Origin of the sequence: Desulfofundulus sp. TPOSR (assembly GCF_011393055.1) — a bacterium.
GTDB classification, from domain to species: Bacteria; Bacillota; Desulfotomaculia; order Desulfotomaculales; family Desulfovirgulaceae; genus Desulfofundulus; species Desulfofundulus kuznetsovii.
Window position 1 is genome coordinate 91,489 of record NZ_JAAOEF010000002.1, and the last position, 21,754, is coordinate 113,242.

Here is a 21,754-nt window from a genome sequence, read left to right on the forward strand (position 1 = left end):
AGGTCATGATCGCTAAGCCAGCAAGGCAGCCACTACTCCCACCAGGAAGATGCCGTCGAACACCCCTGCTCCTCCAATGCTTAAAACGTGTGCACCCAATTCCCTGAGCCGATACAGGTTCAACAGGTCGGCTCCGATGAGAGTACCCCAAACGCCGGCAATGTAAGCTACCGGAGCGGCGTCCTTGCCGGCCAAAAGAATGGCTGCTGCTGCGGCCACCAGAGGGGGGATAAAGGCGGGCAGGGAAATGCCCACCCCCGGTACAGGGCGGGCCAAAGCCTTGGCCACTATCGTCACGATGGCTACGGCCGTCAATGCAGGCCAGAGAGGCGTGCGTTCCAGAAGGTACAGGCTGAAGAGAACGGGAATTACAGCACCCCCTACGTTGACGGCGATTATTTGCTCACGTACTCTCGGTGGATAGTAAAAGAGAAAGGGGAAGAAGAACCGTTCTTCTTCGATCACAAATCTCCGGCGGGATATAGGTATGTTAATAATCCCGCCTATGATAGACAGGCTGAAGAGCAGAACGGCTCCTTGTGGAGACAGGCCCAGCTTGGCAAAAGAAAAGGTTGCTACCTGGAAAAAAAGAACAAAAATTAAAAAAGGAAACAATAGGATAAGGAATATAAGCCAAATTAACGGCACCATAAACACCTGCTTTCTTTTGAAGTTATGCAATTAAGTTTAGCCGTTAAGATGCCCAAATCCTTCCCAAACGATAGAAATAAGATACTGGCGGCCAGCTGGAAGGTGGATGAGCTGGACTTAGAGTACTACCAGCCTAAGCTCGGCCCAAGGGCGGCGGGGTCGGCAGTAAAAAGGCAACATTCTCCATTTCAGGGCAGGATTCTGCGCCGGGAAGTAGAAAAAATCAGGTAAATATATGGATACGGGAGTGTTTTGGAATGCGAAAAGCAGCCACCTTGCTGGCCTTTCTGATGTTAATCCTGGCTTTCGCTTTCCCCGTTCTGGCCGCACCGGATAATAAAGCCGTTTTCGTTGTCGGTCAGAAGGGGTACACTGCGGACGGCCAGGCGAAACAGATGGACGCCGCCGCATTCGTCGAACAGGGCAGGACCTACGTCCCGGTACGTTACCTTGCCCTGGCTTTGAGAGTACCGGAAGACAAAATCACCTGGAGCCTTCCGCAGGCACGGTCACCCTGATCATGAATAAGGTTGCCGTGGTCCTGGCCGTGGGCGGTAAGGTGAAGCCGCCATGCTTCACGATATAGGCATTTTTTTGACTTATCTTCCCCAGATTGGTTGTCGGGGCGAAAAACCGTATGTCTGCCACGGTTACCTTGGACGCGAACTTTTAGAAAAAGAGGGTTTACCGATGCATGCCCTCGTTTGCGAACGGCACGTGGGAGCAGGAATTACGAAAGATGAAATTAAAGAGCGTTGCCTCCCCTTGCCGCCTAGAGACATGGTGCCGATTACCCTCGATGAGCAGATCATTTGCTATGCCGATAAGTTTTTCTCCAAAAACAGAAATGCCATTGTCCGGGAAAAAACAGTGGCTGAAATCGAGCGGGAACTTTCCCTCCACGGTTCCGAACAAGTAATGCGGTTTTTTCAGTGGCACAGGCTTTTTTCGTAATCCTTCCCCCGGGCGAAGTAAACGGCTCTCTCTGGAGGATGTCTGCACACTTTTATCCCCGAGGTTCTCCCAGGGGTAGGGATGAATTTAGCGGATCATTATCGAAAAATGGGTATTAATTGGTAACCGTGGTAGAGAAGGGAGGCAGAATATGTGGCGGGACTTGGCCCGCTTTGGCGGCAGGACGCTTTATAAGGCCGTTAAGGCTACGACGATCACAGCTGGGAAGATGGCGATGATTGGATATGGGATGTACAATGTCGCCAAAGGCATAGCAACAGACAACCAGGCGGATGTTGACTATGGCAAGTTTGTGGTTAAGGACAAGCTAAAAGAGATAGGCCGGGGTGCGGTCAACTCCTACAAATATCTTGGCAACCAGGTGGCTGAAGCAGTAGACAGTTTGACCAAGATGGCGGAGTGTAAGCGTAAAGGTGATTACGAGGGTTATGCATACTATCTAGGGAAGGCAAAACGTACCGGGGTTAACCTGGTTGAGGCGGCAGCAATTGCCGCGATAGCCATTACTCCGTTAGAGACGATGGGCGTGGTGGATATTATACCGGGAGAGGCTGAGGCGGCGGAGTCGCCGGAAGCAGGTCCGGTTCACGGTGGTATGCCTGGAGAAGTGATAGCTCCTGACGATGCGCACGGAGATGTACATACCCAGGTGTTAACTGAAGGGCAGGGGACGCTTTACCCTGACCTGCCAAGCACGGAATATGACACTGACGGCGATGGTTTTGCCGATCCGGGGACTGTTGATGAGTTAGTTGAGGCCGGTTTGGTGGACGATGCTTACCCCGTGGATGACCCGCCGCGCAACCCGGCGGCGGTGGAGGAGTTTTTACATCAACATGGATTGGACAAGGTGCCGGAAGGATACGAGGTGCACCATATTGTACCCCTATATGCTGGTGGAGCAGATAGCCCGGACAACATGATACTGGTAAAAGTAGAGGATCATGATGCTATCCATCAACAGTTGGACGCTGTATACCGCCAGAGAGGTATCTTGTAATAACCCGACGATAGTTGGCTCTACCTCTGGGGAGATAAACAAAAGCCCCGTAACAATGTGGGGCTTTTGTATTTCATTCCCAGGCCATCTTTTCCACGGCGCCTACAGGTCGCTTGGCCGACGGCAGTGTGTACCTGGCGGTATGTATATGTCGGTTTGGTCATGGGAGGATTAAGACGTAGAGTTAGACGGCCCCTATATCAAGACAAAAAACTCCACTGGTGCATTGATTACTTGTTGGAATTTGGTAAACCGAAAGGAAGTTATTATAAGCAGTTCGCTTTGGCGGTAGAATGACCTAAATTAACTTGCAATCCTAAACCGGTCCTTCCGGCACCCTCGTAATCAGTACTCAACCGGCGCTGGCGGGTGCATGAATGGGCAGCTGCGAATCCCATCGCCAGACAGCCGGGGTACATCCAGCGGTTAGAAAAGGACGGCGGACCAGGGGTTGTCCGGTGGTTCTACTACTATGATACGAGGAGTAAAGACAATGAAATTAAAGGTAATCCCCGGGGATTTCGTGGTCAGGGAATTGGCCCGCCTGCCTCTCCGGGAAAAAGGACCCTACCGGCTGTACCTTTTAGAAAAGAGGGGATGGAATACCATCGATCTTTTGCTCCAGCTTGCAAAGGCGCATGGCCTTCCCTACCGCCTTTTTGCTTACGGGGGATTAAAGGACAGGCATGCTCATACCTTCCAATACGTCACGGTTAAGCATCCCGCTAATTTAACCACCGGGGACAAAAACTTTCACTTCCAGAGCATTGGCTATATGGACAGGCCCATGGGGCCCGATCTTCTGGAAGGAAACGAGTTTGCCATCACCATCCGCGCCCTCAGTGCAGAAGAGGTATCCCGCATCACCCGCCGGGTTGATGAGGTCAGGGGTTTCGGCTACCCTAATTACTATGATGACCAGCGTTTTGGCAGCATGGACCGCCAGATGGGCTTCATGGCCGAGAGATTGCTGAAAAAGCACTATAACGGCAGCCTGCAGATCTACCTTACCGGTATTTACCCGGAAGAAAAAAAAGAGGCCAAGGAACGAAAGCGCTTTTTCCGCGAACACTGGGGGGATTGGGCGATCTGCCTTTCCCGTGCCAAAACTACCATGGAAAGTAGAATATTTTCCCTGCTCGCAGAGAAACCAAAGGCTTACATAGAGGCGTTACAGATGATCCCCAGGGAAGAGCTTTCGCTTCTTTTTTCGGCCTACCAGAGTTTTCTCTTTAACGAGCTTTTAAGAAGGATTTTGCAGGATCTCGGGCTTGATCTTGCGGCTGTTCCGGGAGTGGCCGGACCCTATCTTTTTTACCGGCGCCTGGAAAGAAAAGAACTTGCCTATTTGAAGTCTCTTGCCCTGCCGCTGGCTGCCAGCCGCATGGAGTTTCCCGATGCCCGCACCGAACAACTCTTTGCGGCCATCCTGGAGGAAAGAGGCATCAAGCGCAGCAGTTTCAACCTCCGCAAGGTGCGGCAGGCCTTTTTTAAGTCCACTCCCAGGAGTGCCGTAGTTTTTCCCGGCGATTTTCGTTTGGAGCCGGCGGAACCCGATGACCTTTACCCCGGCAGGCAGAAAATCCGCCTTTTCTTTAAGCTGCCGCGGGGGAGCTACGGGACAATGCTCATCAAGAGGCTGACCATGCCTTGAACAATGATAATTACCCCTGTAATAGCCGGGATGATATGCCCGGCTGGCAGAGGTAAAGAACAGCGGTGAGGTGAGAAAAATGGTGGAAAAAGGGCGGCAGCGCCTGGATAAAGTGCTGGCACACATGGGGTTTGGTACCCGTAAAGAGATTAAAAAGCTGGTCAAAGAAAAAAGAATTAGGGTTAACGGGGAATTGGCCAATGACCCGGGATTACACGTTTTGCCCGGCCGTGATCAAATTGAGGTGGACGGCGAACCTGTAGAATATAGGCAGCACATCTATTTAATGCTGAATAAGCCGCAAGGCTTTCTATCCGCCACCGAAGATAGATTTGCGCAAGTAGTAGTTGACCTGCTTCCTCCTGAGTATCGTGCATTTCATCCGTTCCCTGTAGGGCGGCTGGACAAAGATGCAGAGGGATTGCTTTTACTTACCAATGACGGCAAACTGGCCCATCAACTCCTGTCACCAAAAAAACGTGTGCCAAAAACGTATTTTGCCGTGGTATGCGGAATGGTTACAGAAACAGATGTGGAAGCATTTCGTCATGGGGTAATCTTAAAAGATGGCTGCCGTACCATGCCCGGCGAGTTGAAGATTCTTCGCTCCGGACCGGAATCGGAGGTTGAACTTACCATTTATGAAGGAAAATATCATCAGGTAAAGCGCATGTTTCAATCTGTGGGCAAGAAAGTAACCTATCTGAAACGGATTGCCATGGGACCCTTAATCCTCGATGAACGGTTGAAGCCCGGAGAGTATCGTGAATTATCGGAAGAAGAAATAAAAAATCTGCGGGAATTAAACCCGGCAGGACAGCAGCCGTTTGACGCCCAATTTCCGCGCTGCGAAATGTGCTTTTCGGAGTAAATTCCGGGAATGCACCCTCCCGGAGCAAACACCCCGCTTGTCCAGGGAAGAACTGGTAAAACAGCCCGGGTGGTGGCCTCGTACAAACCCCGGGCATAAAAGTCTTCTTGACATGTTCTTTCCTGGCGTGATAGTATTTTGCCAGACAGGGAGCCGTAGGGTGCCTCGAGGTTTAATAAGCTAATAGAATAGAGTTGAGCTGAGGTGAGCTGAGATGAGTGGGTTGGGTTGATGAAACCAACACTCATCATGTGAGTGTTGGTTTTTAATTTTCCCGAGGGGTAATTGGGGTGACGGTTAGTTTATAAGGCGGGGAAGTACCTGTGGTAGTAAAAGGCCAAATAAAAAGAGCTTAGCTGAGGAGGTTTAGATGTTGAGGAAGAGTTTGTTAGGCGTGATCGCGGTTTTATTGCTGGCTGGCCTGGCAGTTACGGGCTGCAGCGGGGGTGCTGCAAAAGAGGGTAAAAAGGAAGAAGAATCCGGGGCTGCAAAACCTATCGTCTTGAAATATGCTTTCTTTGCTCCTGCCAATACTTTTCCCGCCAGGCAAATGGAGAAGTGGAAGGAAGAACTGGAGAAGCGGACCAATAACAAGGTCAAGGTCGAGTTGTTCCCCGGGGGAACCCTGCTGACTGCTCAGAACATGTATGACGGGGTAAAAAACGGGGTGGCGGACATTGGCTTGTCCTGTCCGACCTACGAACCTGGCCGCTTCCCGTTGCTGGCCATTTCAGATTTGCCTTCCGGTTTCCCCAACTCCAGGGTAGCCAGCCGGGTGGTCTTCGATTTGATTAAGGAGTTTCCGCCCGACGCCTTTAAGGATTTTAAGATTATCACTGCTTTTGCCACTGAACCTGCCCACCTGATGGTCACGGAGCCGGTCACCAGCCTGCAGGACCTGAAAGGGAAACAAATTAGAATATCCGGGGCTCTTACCCCGGTCTTAAAGGAATTGGGCGCTTCCCCCGTGGGGATGCCCATGTCGGAGGTCCCGGAAGCCCTCCAAACAGGTATTATTAAGGGGCTGGTGACTTCGCGGGAAATCCTGATGGATTTGAAACTGGCGGAGAAACTCAAGTACACGACCGATTACCCCCTGACCATCACCAGCTTTGTGGCGGTGATGAATAAAGATGTCTGGAACTCCCTTCCCCCTGACGTGCAAAAAGTGATTGATGACTTGAGCCTCGAAATGGCCATTTGGACCGGCGAGTACATGGATAACCACGTCAAGGAAGCCCTGGAGTGGAGTAAAAAGGAACACGGCCTGCAAATAATCACCCTTTCTCCGGAGGAGAAGGCGGCCTGGGACAAAATCCTCAAACCCATCCAGGATAAATACGTTGAGGAATTGAAGGCAAAGGGCCTGCCTGCCGAGGAATACAGAAAGAGGCTTTATGAATTGAAGGAGAAGTACAGCAAGCAGTAATTCGTGTTCAGCAAAACCGCAGTGACGTGGATGTGGTATTGTCGGCGCGAAGCACTGGAGTGAGCGAAGCCCCAGCACTCACCGGGATACCGGCTCTTCCCAAAACCGGATTTGTCCGGGAGCAAAGTAATATTTGGGTGAGTGCTGGGCCGCATCCAATCGGGTTCGCTGAACATTTACATGCGGGCTTGGTGAGGTGAACGCTTTGGGGTTGCTGGAAAAACAGGTGATGCAGAAAAGGGCGGTAGCCGGCCTGCCCCGTAAGGTGGAGGCCCTTGACCGTTTAAACAGTCTAAGCCTCGTGCTCAATCAAGGGCTGGCCTGGGTGGCCGGCGGCAGTTTACTGTTGATGGTGCTGGTGGTCGTCGGTAATGCCATCCTGCGCGTGGTTTATGCGCCGTTTCCCGGTACCACGGAAATTGTCGGCTGGCTGGCGGCCGTTACTGGGGCTTTCGGGCTGGGTTATACCCAGGTTAACCGGGGCTACGTCGAGCTGGATGCCCTGGTTGAGCGGTTTTCTCCTGGTTTGCAGAAGGCCATCAAGCGTCTCATGCTTTTCATCAGCATGATCTTTTTTGCCCTGGTTGCATGGCAGATCACCGTTTACGGCTTGAATGTGGCTGAAAACGGCAACCTGTCGGAAACCATGGGGATACCCTATTACCCCCTGATATTCCTGGTTTCGCTGGGTTTTGTGGGATTGACCCTGGCCATATTAGTTGATTTTCTCAAGGAGTTCAACGGGGGTGCCACCAGGTGAGTCCTGTCACTCTGGCCCTCATCGGTCTGGCTGTATTGTTTTTATTGATGTTCCTCCGGATGCCGATCAGTTTCTCCATGTTAATAGTGGGATTCCTGGGGTTGCTGGTGGTGGCGTCACCCAAGGCAGCCTTCAACGTTTTAACGGCGGATCTTTGGAATCAATTCTCCAGCTATACCATGAGCGTGATCCCTTTGTACATCCTGATGGGGGAAATTGTTTTCCGTACCGGGGTGAACGAGAGCCTTTTTAATGCCGCTTACAAATGGCTGGGACGGCTCAAAGGCGGCATGGCGGCCACCGTTGTCCTGGCCAGCACCGGATTTGCGGCCATCTGTGGTTCCAATTCGGCCACCGCCGCCGCCATGGGGACCATGGCTTTGCCTGAACTGAAAAAATACAGGTACGATCAGACCTTCAGCGCAGCCACGGTGGCGGCCGGAGGAACCCTAGGCGTAATTATTCCTCCCAGTACGGTGCTGATTGTCATTGCTTTGCAAACCGAACAGTCCGTACGGCAGTTGTTCGTGGCCAGCGTGATTCCCGGTCTGCTTTTGACGCTCTTGTTTCTGGGAACGGTATTCTTCCTTTGCCAGAGAAATCCCGAACTTGGCCCGGACGGGCCCCGGGTGAGCCTGAAAGAAAAATTGTCCTCTTTACCCGGGTTTGTTCCTTCGCTTCTCCTGTTTGCCTTTGTGATTGGCGGGCTTTTTCTCGGCTGGTTCACCCCTACGGAATCCGGGGCCTTCGGGGCTTTTGGCGCCATGCTGATTTCCCTCGCCATGCGTAAGCTGAATGCGGATAACCTGAAAGCAGCACTTTTCGGCACCTTGAAATCGTCCACCATGGTGATCACGCTGGTAATCGGGGCGATGGTTTTCGGCCGTTTTCTGGCCATCACCCGGCTCCCCTACGAGGTAGCCGATTGGGCCAGTTCCCTGCAGGTGCCGCCGGTATTGATTCTCGTGGCGATCCTGCTGGTGTATCTCGCCGGTGGGGCCTTAATGGATGCGCTGGGGTTTTTGATCATATCCATCCCCATTTTTTACCCGACGGTAATTTCTTTAGGCTACGATCCCATCTGGTTTGCGGTGGTGCTCTGCATTGTGACCAGCGCCGGGGCCATTACGCCGCCGGTAGGCGTAACGGTATTTGTGGTGAAAGGATTGTCACCGGAAGTATCACTGATGTCAATTTTTCAACGGGCATCTGTTTTCCTCATCAGTTACGCCGTCCTGCTCTCTTTGTTGGTGGCTTTCCCACAGATTATTACCTCCGTGGTTAGATAAAAAATTGCTCAATCAGTTACGCTACTGAAGGAGGCCTGTTCATGGCAGTCGCTGAAAAAATGCTCCTGATGGGTAATGAGGCTATTGCCAGGGGAGCGGTGGAAGCGGGGGTGCAGGTGGTTACCGGTTACCCCGGCACCCCTTCCTCGGAGGTTTTTGGGACGCTGGCTCATTTCGCCAAAGAATACGGTTATTACGCCGAGTGGTCCGTCAACGAAAAGGTGGCCCTGGAAGTGGCGGCCGGGGCGGCCTATGCCGGGGCCCGGGCTCTGGTAACCATGAAACAGGTTGGCCTCAATGTGGCGGCGGACCCCCTGATGACGCTGGCCTATATCGGTGTCAAAGGCGGCCTGGTCCTGGTAGTGGCGGATGACCCGGGGCCCCACAGCTCCCAGAACGAGCAGGATACCAGAAAATTTGCCCAGTTCGCCAAACTGCCCGTCCTTGATCCGTCCACTCCCCAGGAAGCCAAGGATATGACGGTGGCGGCCTTTGAACTCTCCGAACAACTGGGCCTGCCTGTGATCCTCCGGCCCACCACCAGGACCTGCCACGTCTGCCAGGATGTCACCCTCGGCCCTCTGCCGGCAACCAGGAATGAATGCAGGTTTGACAAGAACCCGGGATGGGTAATCCTTCCCGGCCTCGCCTACAAAAAGCATATCTGGCTCAACCAGAAGCAAAAGGAGATAAGCCGGCTGTTCAGCAGCATGCCTTTTAACAGGGCCGAAATTAAAGGCAAAGCCGGGATTATTACTTCCGGCGTGAGCTACAACTACGTGGTGGAAGCACTGGAAATGCAGGGCTGGGAGGCATCCCTCCTTAAAATAGGGACTCCCTATCCCCTCCCTGAAGACCTGGTTTTAGAATTCCTGTCCCGGGTGGAACGGGTGCTGGTGGTTGAAGAACAGGAACCCGTGGTGGAAGACCAGGTGATCCACCTGGCCTGGCGGCACAGCCTGCCGGTCGGTGTGGCGGGCAAACACAACGGGCTGGTGCCCCGGGAAGGGGAACTGGATGTTGACAAGGTAACTGCCATCCTCTATAAGTATTTCGGTTTTGTGGGGATGGAGCAGGCTGCTGCAGGTAATACGGTGCGCCGCGCTCCTGATTTGCCTTTGAGGACCCCCGTCCTTTGTGCGGGATGTCCCCACCGGGCGGTTTTCTATGGTTTTAAGGAGGCCTTAAAGGATTACGACCCGGTTTTTACCGGAGATATTGGGTGTTATACCCTGGGGGTTATTCCGCCCCTCAACGCCCTCGATACCTGCCTTTGCATGGGGGCGAGCGTCACCATCGCTTCCGGCCTTTCCCGCGTGGAACAGGGGCGCAAGCACGTGGCCTTTTTGGGAGACTCCACCTTTTTCCACACAGGGGTGGCGGGCCTGATTAACGCGGTTTACAACCGCGCCGGCATCACCCTGGTGATCCTGGACAACGGCACCACCGCCATGACAGGTCACCAGCCCCACCCGGGAATTGGGAGGAATGCCACCGGCGACCCGGCCCGGAGAATAGACATTGCCGGGCTGGTCAAGGGGTGCGGCGTGGATTACATCCGCGAGGTTGACGCTTACAACCTCCAGGAGGTTATGCAGGCCGCCAGGGAAGCCGTGGAGTACGAAGGCCCTTCCGTGGTTATCGCCAGGCGGGAATGTGTAGCCCTGGTCAGGCCCGGGGTGCGCTACCGGGTAAATACCGGCGCCTGCATCGAGTGCATGTTGTGCGTGGAAAACCTTGGCTGCCCGGCTTTATGCAGGGAAGAAAAGGTGGTCATCTCCGAAAAGTGCACCGGATGCGGCGTTTGCGCTCAGGTTTGCCCGGCCGGTGCCATCGAGGAGGTGAGCCGGCATGAAGTTTGACCTGGTTATTACCGGAGTAGGTGGGCAGGGAACAGTCCTGGCCTCCCGGATCGTTGCCAGGGCTGCCATGGACGCCGGGTGGCAGGTCAGGACTTCCGAAACCATTGGGATGGCCCAGCGGGAAGGCTGCGTGGTGAGCCATGTCCGGGTAGGGGAAAATCTCGCAGGCGCCCTGATCCCGGACGGCAGGGCCGATGTCTTACTGGGTTTTGAACTGGCGGAGGCGGCCAGGGCTCTGGCCAAGCTCAAGGCCGGTGGTAAGGCCATTGTTAATGAAGACGTCATTGTGCCAACGTCGGTATCAGCGGGTTTGTCCCGGTACCGGGTTCAAGATATCCGGGAGTACCTGGAGAAGGAACTCCCGGGAGTGTGCTTTCTCAGGGCTTCGGAGGTGGCCAGGGAGGCGGGAAATAGTAAAACCGCCAATGTGGTGATGCTGGGGGCGCTCTCGACTCTCCCCGGCCTTCCCTTCAGCCCGGAGGGGTTGCTGGAAGCGGTACTGAAGACTGTGCCGTCACAGTTCAGAGAGATTAACCGGAAGGCTTTTGAAATGGGCCGCCGGGCCATGGGGGTGTGTTGAATGGCTTTAGAAGCTGCAGATCTTGCCAGGGGTCAGTTCGATTTCGAAAGCTTGTATGAGATGCAGGGATCAATGCTCCGGGAAATAGTCCAGCGGGTCTACCAGAACTCCCCTTTCTATCGCAAAAAGCTGGACGAAGCAGGGGTGGACCCCGGGTCCGTCAAAACTGTTGCCGATCTTGCGCGGGTACCTTTCACCGGCAAGCACGAACTGCGCGACGCCTATCCCCTGGGACTGATGGCCGTCCCTGAGAAACAGGTGGTCCGCATTCATTCCTCCTCCGGCACCACAGGCAAGCCGGTTATTGTGCCTTACACCAAAAAAGACGTGGATATCTGGGCCGAAATGATGGCCCGCTCCCTGGCCATGACAGGGGTCAACAACCGGGACAGGGTGCAGATCACTCCGGGCTACGGTCTGTGGACGGCGGGCATCGGTTTTCAGGCCGGCGTTGAACGGCTGGGTGCCATGGCCATACCCACCGGTCCCGGGAATACGGAAAAGCAAATGGAAATGATGATCGACCTGAAGACCACTGTTTTGATCGGCACCTCCTCTTACGGCCTCCTGCTGGCTGAAGAGGCGAAAAAAAGGGGAATCCTGGATCAAATCAAACTCCGCCTGGGCATCTTCGGTTCGGAACGCTGGGGCGATAAAATGCGCCGCCGCATCGAAGAAATCTTCAATATTGAGACCTTTGACATCTATGGACTGACCGAGATCTACGGCCCGGGGATTGCCATTGATTGTCCCTGCCACAGCGGTCTCCATTACTGGTCCGACCACCTCCTTTTTGAAATCATTGACCCCGTATCGGGCAGGCAGCTTCCCCCCGGGGAAGAGGGAGAACTGGTCATCACCACCTTGACCAAGGAAGGTATGCCCCTGCTCAGGTACCGCACCCATGACATCACCCGGCTACTGCCCCACAGGTGTCCTTGTGGAAGCGAGTATCCCATGATCGACCGGATTCTCGGCCGGACTGACGACATGATCAAGATTAAGGGGGTGAATATCTACCCGGGCCAGGTTGACCATGTCCTCAAGGTGACGGAAGGGGCCGGCAGTGAGTATCAAATAATCCTGACCAGGATCGAAGGCAAGGATCACATGCTGATCAAAATAGAAGGAGAAGAAGGAAAAGACCCCCAGAGAATCGCCGGGGAGTTCAAGCGTAACATGAAATCCTGGATTGGCATCACTGCCGACGTGGAAGTGGTCGCGCCGGGCACCTTACCCAGAAGCGAGAAGAAAAGCAAAAGGGTTTTTGACTACCGGGACATGTAAAGATTAACTCAGAAAACGGGCTGGTCCGTAGTACCAGCCCAAATTTTTCAAACCGGCCGGTAACTGTTTCAGTAAAACCGCTGCCACGGGCAGGTACCGGGTTGCCGGCCGCGGTGCTGTCAGCGCGTGACAACGCGGAACCATAGCCGGATCACCCAACATTTACACACACCGCCGGTAAATCTTCAGGTAGCTCTGTTTAGCAGGGCTACCGGGAAGTGACCAAACACTTCCGCCAGGGGCAGGGTGCTTTCTTCAGGCACCCGCATCCTCTCCCCGGTGAAAACATTAATCCACCGGGCTGGAGCCTGACCGGGCAGGACCAGGGCGGTTTCCCCCCACACTTTTTCTCCCAGCGGCGGTTCAAGTTGGGCCCGCCGGCGGTTCAGGCTGGCCATCAGGCGGGGCACGGCCACCAGGACCCAGGCATCTCCCGCGCGGCGGGCAAATGCGCATACGTGCCGGCACAACGGGCCCGTGGCCTCTAAAGGAATGTACTCACCAGCTTGAAAAAGCTCCCGGTGAGCCCGGCGAAAGTGCAGGGCCTTGTAAGTGAGGTAGAGCTTTATGCGGCCATCCGGCCAGGTAGATAAAAGTTCTCCGGCCAGGGCCAGCGGGCCGTGTTGTTTTTCCTTTTCCTGCAGTTCAGCCAGGAGACGCATCCTGCGGGTAAAATCCACCGGTCGGCGGTTATCGGGGTCCACCAGATTGAAATTCCAGAGTTCTGTGCCCTGGTAAAAGTCCGGGACACCCGGTGAGGTTATCTTCAGCAGCACCTGGGCCAGGGAGGAAAGGGCCCCGTAAAAGGCAATGATTTTCTGAAACTCCAGAAAGTCCTGCAGGAAGCGGTTTTCTTTTTTCGGCTCCAGAATGGTCTCTACAAATTTTAGCAAGGCCTCTTCATAGGCAGGGTTTGGGTTAAGCCAGCTGCTCCTGGTCTTGGCCTCCCGGGCCGCTTTAATCAGGTAGCCCCGCAGCCGTTTCTTAAAAGTGGTTACTTCCCCTTCCTCCAAGGGCCAGGCACCCAGCAGGGTCTGGTAGATGAGCAGTTCCATGTTTCCCCCGGGTACTGGTTGGCCCTTCACTGTTGGCTTTTTATTCTGGTTTATCTTCTGCCAGCGCTCCAGGTGTTCTGCAAAAAGGTGGGGAATTTCCGAAAGGACATTCACCCGTGCCCGCACATCCTCGCTGCGCTTGGTGTCGTGAGTGGAGGTGGCGTTAAGAGTATGGGGCTGGCGTTCCTGCCTCTTTTGATTGCGGCGGTGAAACTCCTCCACAGATATTCCCGAACTTTCGGGGTTTCCGCCCACCTCGTTTAACGAAATCAGGCGGTTATAGATGTAAAGGGCCGTATCCTCAAAGCCTTTGGCCATGGCAGGTCCGGTAAATTGCTGCCAGCGCATGGCAAAGCTTAAGGCAGCTGAACGGTCCTGCACTTCGAGCAAAAGCACTCGCCGTAAAAAATCTAAAGCTCTCTCCAGCTCCGGGTGTAGCTTGCGGGCCTGCTCCACTGCCTGCACAATGAGATTCCTGTCCCTGGTTGAAACAACCTGTTCCCGGATGTAGGTCCGGTAAACCGGCAGGCAGGTCGTAAGAATCACCAGGGCCGCCTCCAGTTCCCTTAGGGAGAGGTCCTTACCATAGCGATCAGAGGCTGCCAGAGGGTCCAGCTGGTAGACCAACACCCGCATCTCCCCGGCAAACAGCTCCCGCAACACCTTCTTTTTACATGCATAGACCTCTGCCTTAAAATCAGGCTCTTTTCCGCTTGCCCGGTGGTAAATCTCGTCCAGGGCTGCCAGACCTTCCCCATTTACGAAAAGGGTGTTTAGAACGTTTAAGAAATCGTATCCCGTGGTGCCGTACACCGGCCAATCCGGGGGCAGTTCCTCGTCCCCGGTGAGGATCTTTTCCACCACCACGTAAAAGATATTTGCGGCTGGCGGGCTGGCGTTAGCGATCCCGCTGCCATCACTGTTAAGGGGCAGGAGGCGCCGCTGTAGCCGCTCAAGATAGGCCTGGGGGTCGCGCAGGCCGTCCACGTGGTCGATGCGGAAGCCTGTTATCAGCCCCTGGTGGGCCAGACTTAGAACCAGGGAATGGGTGGCTTCAAACACCTTTTCGTCCTCCATGCGCAGGGAAACCAGCTCGGCTACGTCAAAAAAGCGCCGGTAGTTAATCTCTTCTTTAGCCAGGCGCCAGAAGGCCAGCCGGTAATGCTGCCGGCTGAGGAGCTCATCTAAAAAGGCAAAGCTTTGGGGCTTTCCTTTTTGACCGTTGGTGACCCGCAGGCTTTCGTCTAAAAAGGTCCTTGCTTCGGGGCTTTGGGCGTACAGCCGCCATAGTTCCTTCACCGCCTTTAAAAACTCTTCCCGGCCAGGGGGGCGCGCAAAAATGCCCGCGAGCCTTTTTAGCTCGCCCGCCGCCCCCACGTACTCCAGGATCTGCCCGTGGGATGCTGGTTTTAGGGGGAGCCACCATTGGTAGTAGGCCACCCCAAACCCCTTTTCGGTCAAGGTGAGGGTGAGTTCCCCGTTTTCCAGGGCCTCGCTATAAGGGGAACCTAAGATGGGGAGGAGCACTTTTCCGGCCAAAGAGGGCCTTGCCGGTTGCCATTCCAGGTCAAAGTATCCGGCGAAGGGTGAGTCCGGCCCCAAGCGCAGGAGGTCAAACCACCAGGGGTTTTCGGGGCTGGCAGCCATGTGGTTTGGCACCACGTCCAACAAAAGGCCCATCCCGTGTTCCTGCAGGGAAGTTGCCAGGGAGTACATTCCTTCCTCCCCTCCCAGTTCCGGGTTGATGCGGGTGGGGTCAACCACATCGTAGCCGTGGGGGCTGCCCCGCCGGGCAGCCAGCAGGGGAGAAGCGTAAATATCCGTGATACCCAGGGCGTGCAGGTAGGGTACCAGCTCCCGGGCCTTTTCAAAGCCAAACTCTCTGTTGAATTGCAGGCGATAGGTGGAGACGGGGATGCGGGCAAGCGGCATTTCACTCTTTCCCCCTCACTTGTTCCTCCTTATCCTCAAGCAATCTCCCAGGGAGCCAAAGCGTTCCACCCAGGCCGGGGCCTTTTCATCTCCCTGGTCGGCCCGCTTGTGCAGGTCCTGGTAAATGGATTGCAGAAGGCCGTAATAAATGTTTTGTACCTTCCACATATCCACCTCAAAGGGCAGGGAGCGGACCAGGTTGCAGATTGCCTCCAGGTGCTCGAGCAGGGAGAGGTCCGTGGGGTGCTTGCGGAGTTCCTCACCCATCCTTTCCAATGTTTTCTTAAGGGCGTAGCCCAGGGAGGCTCCATCTAAAGAAACGCTGGCCATCCGGGCCTCATCCAGGAGGGCTTTAATATGCTCTAAATCCAGAACTTTTTCCGAGAAAGCCTGGCGCAAACTGGTGTTTAGCACAAATTCGGCGGCGGCGCGTAAAACCTTGGGCTGGGGAATGTTTAGCTCCTGTAAAAGCCGCATCAAAGGAGCGTGACGCTCGTATATGCGCCGGTAGTCGCCGGCCACCTCTTCCAGGGTGGAATCCAGGATGATATCCAAAATCTCCCGCTGTTTGTCCCGGAAGAGATGTTTTAAAGAGAAAGTGGTTCCATCAAAGTACTGATCCAGAAGGCGAATGACCTCCGGGAAATCCACCCGGTCAAAAGCTCCGGTCACTTCCTCCACCATCTTGCGGTAGCTTTCCTCGTCCCGGTACACCTGCACCCCGCCGTTGATGCTGGGGTAGCCAAAGTTAACCACGCCGTAGACAATGGTTACCCCTTCCCGGGTAATTTCCGAAGTGACCCGGGCTTTGCCCAGGGTCAACTTGGCCGCACCGGCCAGCCGGTTGACGCTGTCCTCCCGCAAAACGGTGTAGGAGAAGATGCGGGACTGCTCGTCGTAAGATTCGAACAGCGAGGAAATGGCGTAGTGGGCACCCACCTTCACCAAATCCACCATGGCCGGCTTAGCAAACTTCTCGTAAATGTGGGCGCCGTCCTTATGTTCGGGAATATTGCTCTTTGCCTGGGAGAGTATCTCTAAAAAGGAGTGCTCCAGGGAATTGCCGAATAATTCCTGGGCCAGCTGGATGACCCGCCCGGCGTACTGCAGTACCTGCACCGTCTCAATACCGGAGATCTCATCAAAGAACCAGCCGCAGCTGGTAAACATGAGCATGGCGTGGCGCTGCATTTCCAGAAGCTTGAGAACCCGCACCTGCTCATCCCCTTCCAAGGGACGGACGGCGTGCTTGTCCAGGAAGCGGTTTAGATTTTCGGTTGAGCGGTCCAGGATCACTTCAATGTAATCATTGCGGGCCGCCCAGGGATCTTTTAAGAACCGGCGGGCTTCCTCCTCATACATGGGGGCCACGGTGTTGCGCAACCAGTTGAGGGCGTTGCGCAGGGGCGCCCGCCAGGCCTGGCTCCAGCCCGGGTGCAGGCCGGAATTGCACCCGCAGTTGTTGCGCCAGCGCTCCACTCCGTGGGCACAGCTCCAGGCGGTGTTTTCTTTGATTTCCACCTCAAAGGTAGGCGGATGTTTTTCCAAAAACTCGCCGTAATTGGTGATGCGGGCCGCCTTGCTGGATTCGATGTAGTGAATGGCATAAGCCAGGGCCATGTCTCCGTGCGGGTGGTGGTGGCCGTAAGTTTCCCCGTCGGTGGCAATGTGGACCAGTTGGGCCGTGGGACGGCCCGCGTCAAAGGCGCTGATCAATCTCTTGGCAAAGTGCTCCCCGTTTAAAAGCAAACCCTCAAAGGCCACCGCCCGGGAAATGTCGGCGTTGTAAAAGAAAACGCTGATGGTGCGGCCGGATCCGGGCAGGTTTATCAGGTAGGGCACGGAGGGGTCGATACCCCCCGGTCCCACATCCTGCCAGGTGCCGGTGCCGGTCCTGCGGAACCGCCGGGCCTGGTAGGGTGCCAGGATGGTAAAACAGATGCCCTGCTCAGCCATTATTTCCAGCGTTTCCAGGTCTACCGCCGTTTCCGGCAGCCACATGCCCTCCGGGCGGCGCCCGAAGCGGTGCTCGAAGTCCTTAATACCCCAGAACACCTGGGTGTATTTATCCCGCCGGTTGGCCAAGGGCATGATCATGTGGTTGTAGGCCTGGGCCAGGGCGGAGCCGTGCCCGGAAAATCTTTCCCGGCTTATACGGTCGGCCTCAATGATGGCCCGGTGGACTTCCGGTTCGTGATTTTCCATCCAGGAAAGCAGGGTGGGGCCAAAATTAAAGCTGATCTTGCTGTAGTTGTTAACGATTTTTCTGATCCAGCCGTCGGCGTCTAAAATGCGCGAGGCGGTGTTCGGTTCGTAGCACTCGGCGGTAATCCTCTCGTTCCAGTCGTGGTAGGGGTAGGCCGAGTCCTGAAGTTCCACGTCTTCCAGCCAGGGGTTTTCCCGGGGCGGCTGGTAGAAGTGGCCGTGAATACAGATGTAACGTTCCACCGGTATCAGCCCTCCTCCAAATGCTCCAGTAAGATACACGTCTTAGGCGGCAGGGCAAGCTCTATTCTTCCCAAAGACGACAGTACCGGCGGTACAGTGCTGCCATTGCCCAGCCAGCGCTCTTCCGCGGTATCCAAAAGCTTTTGCCAGCGTCCCGGCTCCAGGGGCAGGTTCAAGAAAACCGGGATATCTTTGAAAGAGAGAATAAGGCAAGCCCTGGCCCCGTTGTTCCATCGCTGTACCACAAGGACCAGCTCTTCGGGATAAGAATTAACCTCCATGTTTTCCCACTTGGGGTCTTGAAGGGCCGGTACCTGCCGGCGCAGCCACAGCAACTCCCGGTAAAACCCGTAGAGCACCCGGTGGTGGCCCTGCCGGCGGAGGTCCCGGTTAAGGCGGGAACGCAGGAAGGTCTGCTCGTCCTGCGGGTCCGGTACCTCCTGCCAGGCAAAGGCGGAAAATTCCTCCTGGCGCCCCTTTTGCACCGCCTCGGCCAGGTTGGGGTCAGTGTGGCTGGTGAAGTAGAGAAAAGGGGCTGTTTCGCCGTACTCCTCTCCCATGAAGAGCAGGGGTATGTATGGGGAGAGGATAGCTGCTGCCGCCGCCAGCTTAAGATCCTCAAAGGAGGCCAGGCTGCTGAGCCTTTCGCCCCCGGCCCGGTTGCCTACCTGATCGTGGTTTTGGGTAAAAACCACAAAGCGGTATGGTTGACATAAATCCGTGGGGCCGCCATGCCTGCGCTGCCGGTATTCCGAGTACTGGCCCGTATACACGTAGCCCTTCCGAAAGGCTTTGGTCAAGTGAAAAAGCTCTCCGAAATCCCGGTAGTACCCCAGCCTTTCGCCCGTCAGGAGGGCGTGCAGGGCGTGATGGAAGTCGTCGCACCACTGGGCGTCCAGGCCGTAACCGCCCACCGCCCGGGGCCGGATGAGGCGGGCGTCATTGAGATCGCTTTCCGCCACCACGTACACCCGTCGGCCCAGGCGTTCCGCCTCCCGGTGCACCTCTTCCGCCAGTTCCTCCAGAAAGTGGATGGCCGACATGTCCATAATGGCGTGCACTGCGTCCAGGCGCAAGCCGTCCAGGTGGAAGTCCCGCACCCAGTACAGGGCGTTTTCAATAAAGTAGCGGCGCACCTCATCGCTACCCGGCCCGTCAAAGTTAACTGCCGGTCCCCACGGGGTGCGATAACGTTCTGTAAAATAGGGGGCGTAGTCACCCAGGTAATTGCCCTCCGGGCCCAGGTGGTTGTAGACCACGTCAAGAAATACGGCCAGCCCCTTTTGGTGACAGGCGTCCACCAGGCGCTGCAGCCCGTTGGGCCCGCCGTAGGAATTTTGCACGGCAAAGGGGTAGACCCCATCGTAGCCCCAGTTGCGGCTTCCCGGGAACTGGGCCACGGGCATGAGCTGGATAGCGGTGATACCCAGTTCCTTTAACTCCTCCAGGTGAGGTATGATGGCCTCAAAGGTTCCCTCCCGGGTGAAGGTTCCTATGTGAAGCTCGTAAAAAACCAGGTTTTCCCTGGCCGGGCCAAACCAGCACTGGTCGCTCCAGGCAAAGGATTTCAGGTCCACCACCTGGGAGGGCCCGTGCACTCCTTCCGGTTGGTGGCGCGAGGCCGGGTCGGGCCGTTCTATTTCCCCATCCAGGAGGTAGCAGTAGAGGCTTCCGGGTTCCACTTCTTCCACCGTGCCGCAAAAATAGTCACGTCTCCCTTTAGGTAAAGGGACGAGCCTTTCCCGGGGTCCCAATATGTGCACGGCCAGGCTCTTTACCCGGGGGGCCCACACCCTGAAATAGCAACGGCCACCCCCCAGGTAAGTGGCCCCCAGGGGTTGAGAAGAGCTGGCGTTTGGTTCCATCCGGTTCACCGTTCCTTCACGTTCAACGATCCCGCGGTTCAGCCGCAAGGGGCACCTATAAGCCAGGTACGCAAGGCGGCCTCGAGGGCCCTCAGTACGCCAATATTATCCCCCGCCTGCAGAAGCTTACTCTCGGAGAATGGCACTTTTAGTTGATACATGGATTTTCTCCTTTATTTACGTCTTTTAGTGGGAAGTTTTTCACTTCCAAAAGTGGATTATCCGGTATTACAATTAAGTTAAAACCCATTCCCGTTATTAGAGGTGGGATCATTGCACAGATTTTTTTACGGCAACCGTATATTGTTTCTGGTAACCCTGCTGCTGGTACTGCCCGTTTTTCTTACCGTCTACATGATGCATATTATCAAAAACAGCGAGCTCTCCCTTCTGGAACACCAGAAGGCGAAGCTGAACCAGGCGGCTTATTTGCTTGACCAGAACTTGACTGTCAGCCTGGATGATTATCTGGTCAACAAGGGTCTGGTAGATAAGTCTCGACAGGAAAAAATAATAGCCCTGGGTAATTTTGTTAATGAAAAGATTAACAGTGTTAGGCGTGAGTATCCTGAAGTGCATATCGGATTGTATTATGCACCACTTCATGTTTTTTTTGATGGTACCAGTCGTTTCGATGAAAATTTTTCCCTGCGGCGTAAAAAGGCCTTTGAGGATACCATGGCCCACAGGAAAAGCATGGTGCAAAATTTAGGTCCTGAAGAAGGTGGGATTATTGAAATTTACCGTCCATTCACCCGCAACGGGAAAGTGGAAGGTGTGATCCGTTCGGCCGAATACCTTTCGGAAGTGGGTTACTACGGCAAACGGCGCCATATCGAAATGATTGCCTATTCGGCAATTGCCGTTGTGGTGCTTACGGGTTTTGGAGGGGCCATATATATATTCCGTGACCTGGTAATGCAGGTGCGGTTCATCAGGCAGGGATTGAAAACCCTGGAAGAAGATCTTACCAAAACAATGCCTGAAGCCCACGGTGAGCTTGGCGAGATTGTAGAGGGGATTAACGGTTTTGCCCGTCGCATTGCCGAGTTGAACCTGTACACCGAGACCATGCTGGCCGTGATTGACGAAGCCATCGTGGTAGTCAATGCCGGGGGTAAGGTGGTACTGGCCAATAACCTGGCCCGGGAACTTTTCGCCCTGCCGGAAGGGATTAAAGGCCGTATGATTAACGAGCTTTTTCCCAAGAACTCACCCCTGATGGATTACCTGCAACGGACATTAAAAGAAGAAAAAGCGTTTCGCGATTTGATGCTGAACTGGAGCAACGGTCAAAAAAATTCCCGTCAATTGCTGTTGAGCATTTTGCCTTTAAAAACTGCTTCCGGTCAGCTCCTGGGGGCCGTGATCAATTGTCGGGACCTGACCGAACGTATGCGCCTGGAGGAGAAAGTGCGGCGCCAGGAACGTCTTGCCGCCTTAGGGAAGCTGGTTACCGGTGTTGCCCATGAGATCCGCAACCCGTTGACTTCCATTAGTTGCTATATCCAGCACTGGCTGCAAAATAATCAGCCAAATGCTCAGGCGCTGGCTACCATTCAGCGTGAAATTGCCCGCCTGGACTACATTGTGGAGCAGCTGTTGTACTTTACCAAACCTGCAGAGGCCCGGCTGGTACAGCGCGATCTAAATGTCCTGATTCGCGAATTGACTGAATTCTTCCGGGAGATGCATCACGGCAAATATAACCTTCTGCTCGATCTGAGTACCGACCTGCCGCCGGTCTGGATGGACGCAGAACAAATGGAAAGGGTAGTGGTCAATATAATCTTTAACGCCATCCAGGCTATGCCCGAAGGTGGCACCATATCCATAACCACCGCTTACCTGCCCGACCGGCACCAGGTGGCGATGACTATTGCCGATACCGGGTGCGGCATACCCAAAGAGAACCTGGCCCACCTTTTTGACCCATTTTATTCCACCAGGCCGAAGGGGACCGGCCTGGGGCTGGCCATTGCCTACGAGATCGTACAGGCCCATGGCGGGCAGATAGAAGTGGAGAGCGAAGTGGGCAAGGGAACCAGGTTTACCGTCTATCTCAGGGCATAGCAGGATTGTGTTTGCTTAGAGGT

17 protein-coding genes are annotated in these 21,754 nt (G+C 54.9%); 13 read left to right on the plus strand and 4 right to left on the minus strand.

Features of this window, described 5'->3' with window-relative positions; genetic code table 11:
* Positions 1–12: 12 nt before the first annotated feature.
* Positions 13–651: a DUF1614 domain-containing protein gene (locus G7K71_RS09030; RefSeq protein WP_207712824.1), complete on the minus strand. Its 639-nt coding sequence runs from the start codon at positions 649–651 to the stop codon at positions 13–15.
* Positions 652–908: 257 nt separating this feature from the next.
* On the opposite strand from G7K71_RS09030, the gene G7K71_RS09035 reads away from it, so the two are divergent.
* The 12 genes from G7K71_RS09035 (at position 909) to G7K71_RS09085 (ending at position 12,358) form a co-directional block, all read left to right on the plus strand.
* Positions 909–1,169, plus strand: a complete 261-nt coding sequence (locus tag G7K71_RS09035) for a stalk domain-containing protein (protein WP_166345450.1) — start codon at positions 909–911, stop codon at positions 1,167–1,169.
* 52 nt (positions 1,170–1,221) lie between these two features.
* Entirely contained in the window at positions 1,222–1,605 is a 384-nt protein-coding gene (locus tag G7K71_RS09040; RefSeq protein WP_395858271.1) for a hypothetical protein, read from the plus strand.
* Positions 1,606–1,756: 151 nt separating this feature from the next.
* On the plus strand, positions 1,757–2,626 hold the full coding sequence (locus tag G7K71_RS09045; protein WP_166345453.1) for an HNH endonuclease signature motif containing protein: 870 nt from the start codon (positions 1,757–1,759) through the stop codon (positions 2,624–2,626).
* Between the two features lie 126 nt (positions 2,627–2,752).
* Entirely contained in the window at positions 2,753–2,923 is a 171-nt protein-coding gene (locus tag G7K71_RS20230) for a DUF123 domain-containing protein (protein WP_395858272.1), read from the plus strand.
* A gap of 196 nt (positions 2,924–3,119) precedes the next feature.
* Positions 3,120–4,280 (plus strand): tRNA pseudouridine(13) synthase TruD, encoded by a 1,161-nt coding sequence (truD, locus tag G7K71_RS09050; protein ID WP_166345456.1) that lies wholly within the window; start codon positions 3,120–3,122, stop codon positions 4,278–4,280.
* 79 nt (positions 4,281–4,359) lie between these two features.
* Positions 4,360–5,151 carry a pseudouridine synthase gene (locus G7K71_RS09055; RefSeq protein WP_166345459.1) on the plus strand — a complete coding sequence of 264 codons (792 nt, stop codon included), beginning with the start codon at positions 4,360–4,362 and terminating at the stop codon, positions 5,149–5,151.
* 370 nt (positions 5,152–5,521) lie between these two features.
* On the plus strand, positions 5,522–6,580 hold the full coding sequence (locus tag G7K71_RS09060) for a TRAP transporter substrate-binding protein (protein ID WP_166345462.1): 1,059 nt from the start codon (positions 5,522–5,524) through the stop codon (positions 6,578–6,580).
* Between the two features lie 196 nt (positions 6,581–6,776).
* Positions 6,777–7,340 (plus strand): TRAP transporter small permease, encoded by a 564-nt coding sequence (locus G7K71_RS09065; RefSeq protein ID WP_313884942.1) that lies wholly within the window; start codon positions 6,777–6,779, stop codon positions 7,338–7,340.
* Positions 7,337–8,629: a TRAP transporter large permease gene (locus G7K71_RS09070; protein ID WP_166345464.1), complete on the plus strand. Its 1,293-nt coding sequence runs from the start codon at positions 7,337–7,339 to the stop codon at positions 8,627–8,629. Before G7K71_RS09065 ends, G7K71_RS09070 begins: the two co-directional genes overlap by 4 nt.
* 41 nt (positions 8,630–8,670) lie before the next feature.
* Positions 8,671–10,491, plus strand: coding sequence for an indolepyruvate ferredoxin oxidoreductase subunit alpha (iorA, locus tag G7K71_RS09075; RefSeq protein WP_166345467.1), 1,821 nt, complete (start codon positions 8,671–8,673; stop codon positions 10,489–10,491).
* Positions 10,481–11,071 (plus strand): indolepyruvate oxidoreductase subunit beta, encoded by a 591-nt coding sequence (locus G7K71_RS09080; protein ID WP_072866914.1) that lies wholly within the window; start codon positions 10,481–10,483, stop codon positions 11,069–11,071. The genes iorA and G7K71_RS09080 overlap by 11 nt, the downstream gene beginning before the upstream one ends.
* Before the next feature lie 60 nt (positions 11,072–11,131).
* Positions 11,132–12,358, plus strand: a complete 1,227-nt coding sequence (locus tag G7K71_RS09085) for a phenylacetate--CoA ligase family protein (RefSeq protein WP_395858274.1) — start codon at positions 11,132–11,134, stop codon at positions 12,356–12,358.
* A 185-nt stretch (positions 12,359–12,543) separates the two neighbouring features.
* Here G7K71_RS09085 and treY read toward each other — a convergent pair whose 3' ends face one another.
* The 3 genes from treY to treZ are packed head-to-tail and all read right to left on the minus strand — an operon-like array spanning position 12,544 to position 19,706.
* Complete coding sequence (gene treY, locus G7K71_RS09090) at positions 12,544–15,345, minus strand: malto-oligosyltrehalose synthase (RefSeq protein WP_166345473.1); 2,802 nt, start codon at positions 15,343–15,345, stop codon at positions 12,544–12,546.
* 15 nt (positions 15,346–15,360) lie between these two features.
* A complete protein-coding gene (locus G7K71_RS09095; RefSeq protein WP_166345476.1) occupies positions 15,361–17,793 on the minus strand; it encodes a DUF3536 domain-containing protein in 2,433 nt (810 codons plus the stop codon).
* A gap of 5 nt (positions 17,794–17,798) precedes the next feature.
* Entirely contained in the window at positions 17,799–19,706 is a 1,908-nt protein-coding gene (gene treZ, locus G7K71_RS09100) for a malto-oligosyltrehalose trehalohydrolase (protein ID WP_243174793.1), read from the minus strand.
* Between the two features lie 216 nt (positions 19,707–19,922).
* Between treZ and atoS the strand changes: the two genes are divergently transcribed.
* Positions 19,923–21,731 carry a two-component system sensor histidine kinase AtoS gene (atoS, locus tag G7K71_RS09105; protein ID WP_313884943.1) on the plus strand — a complete coding sequence of 603 codons (1,809 nt, stop codon included), beginning with the start codon at positions 19,923–19,925 and terminating at the stop codon, positions 21,729–21,731.
* The last annotated feature ends 23 nt before the right edge of the window (positions 21,732–21,754 follow it).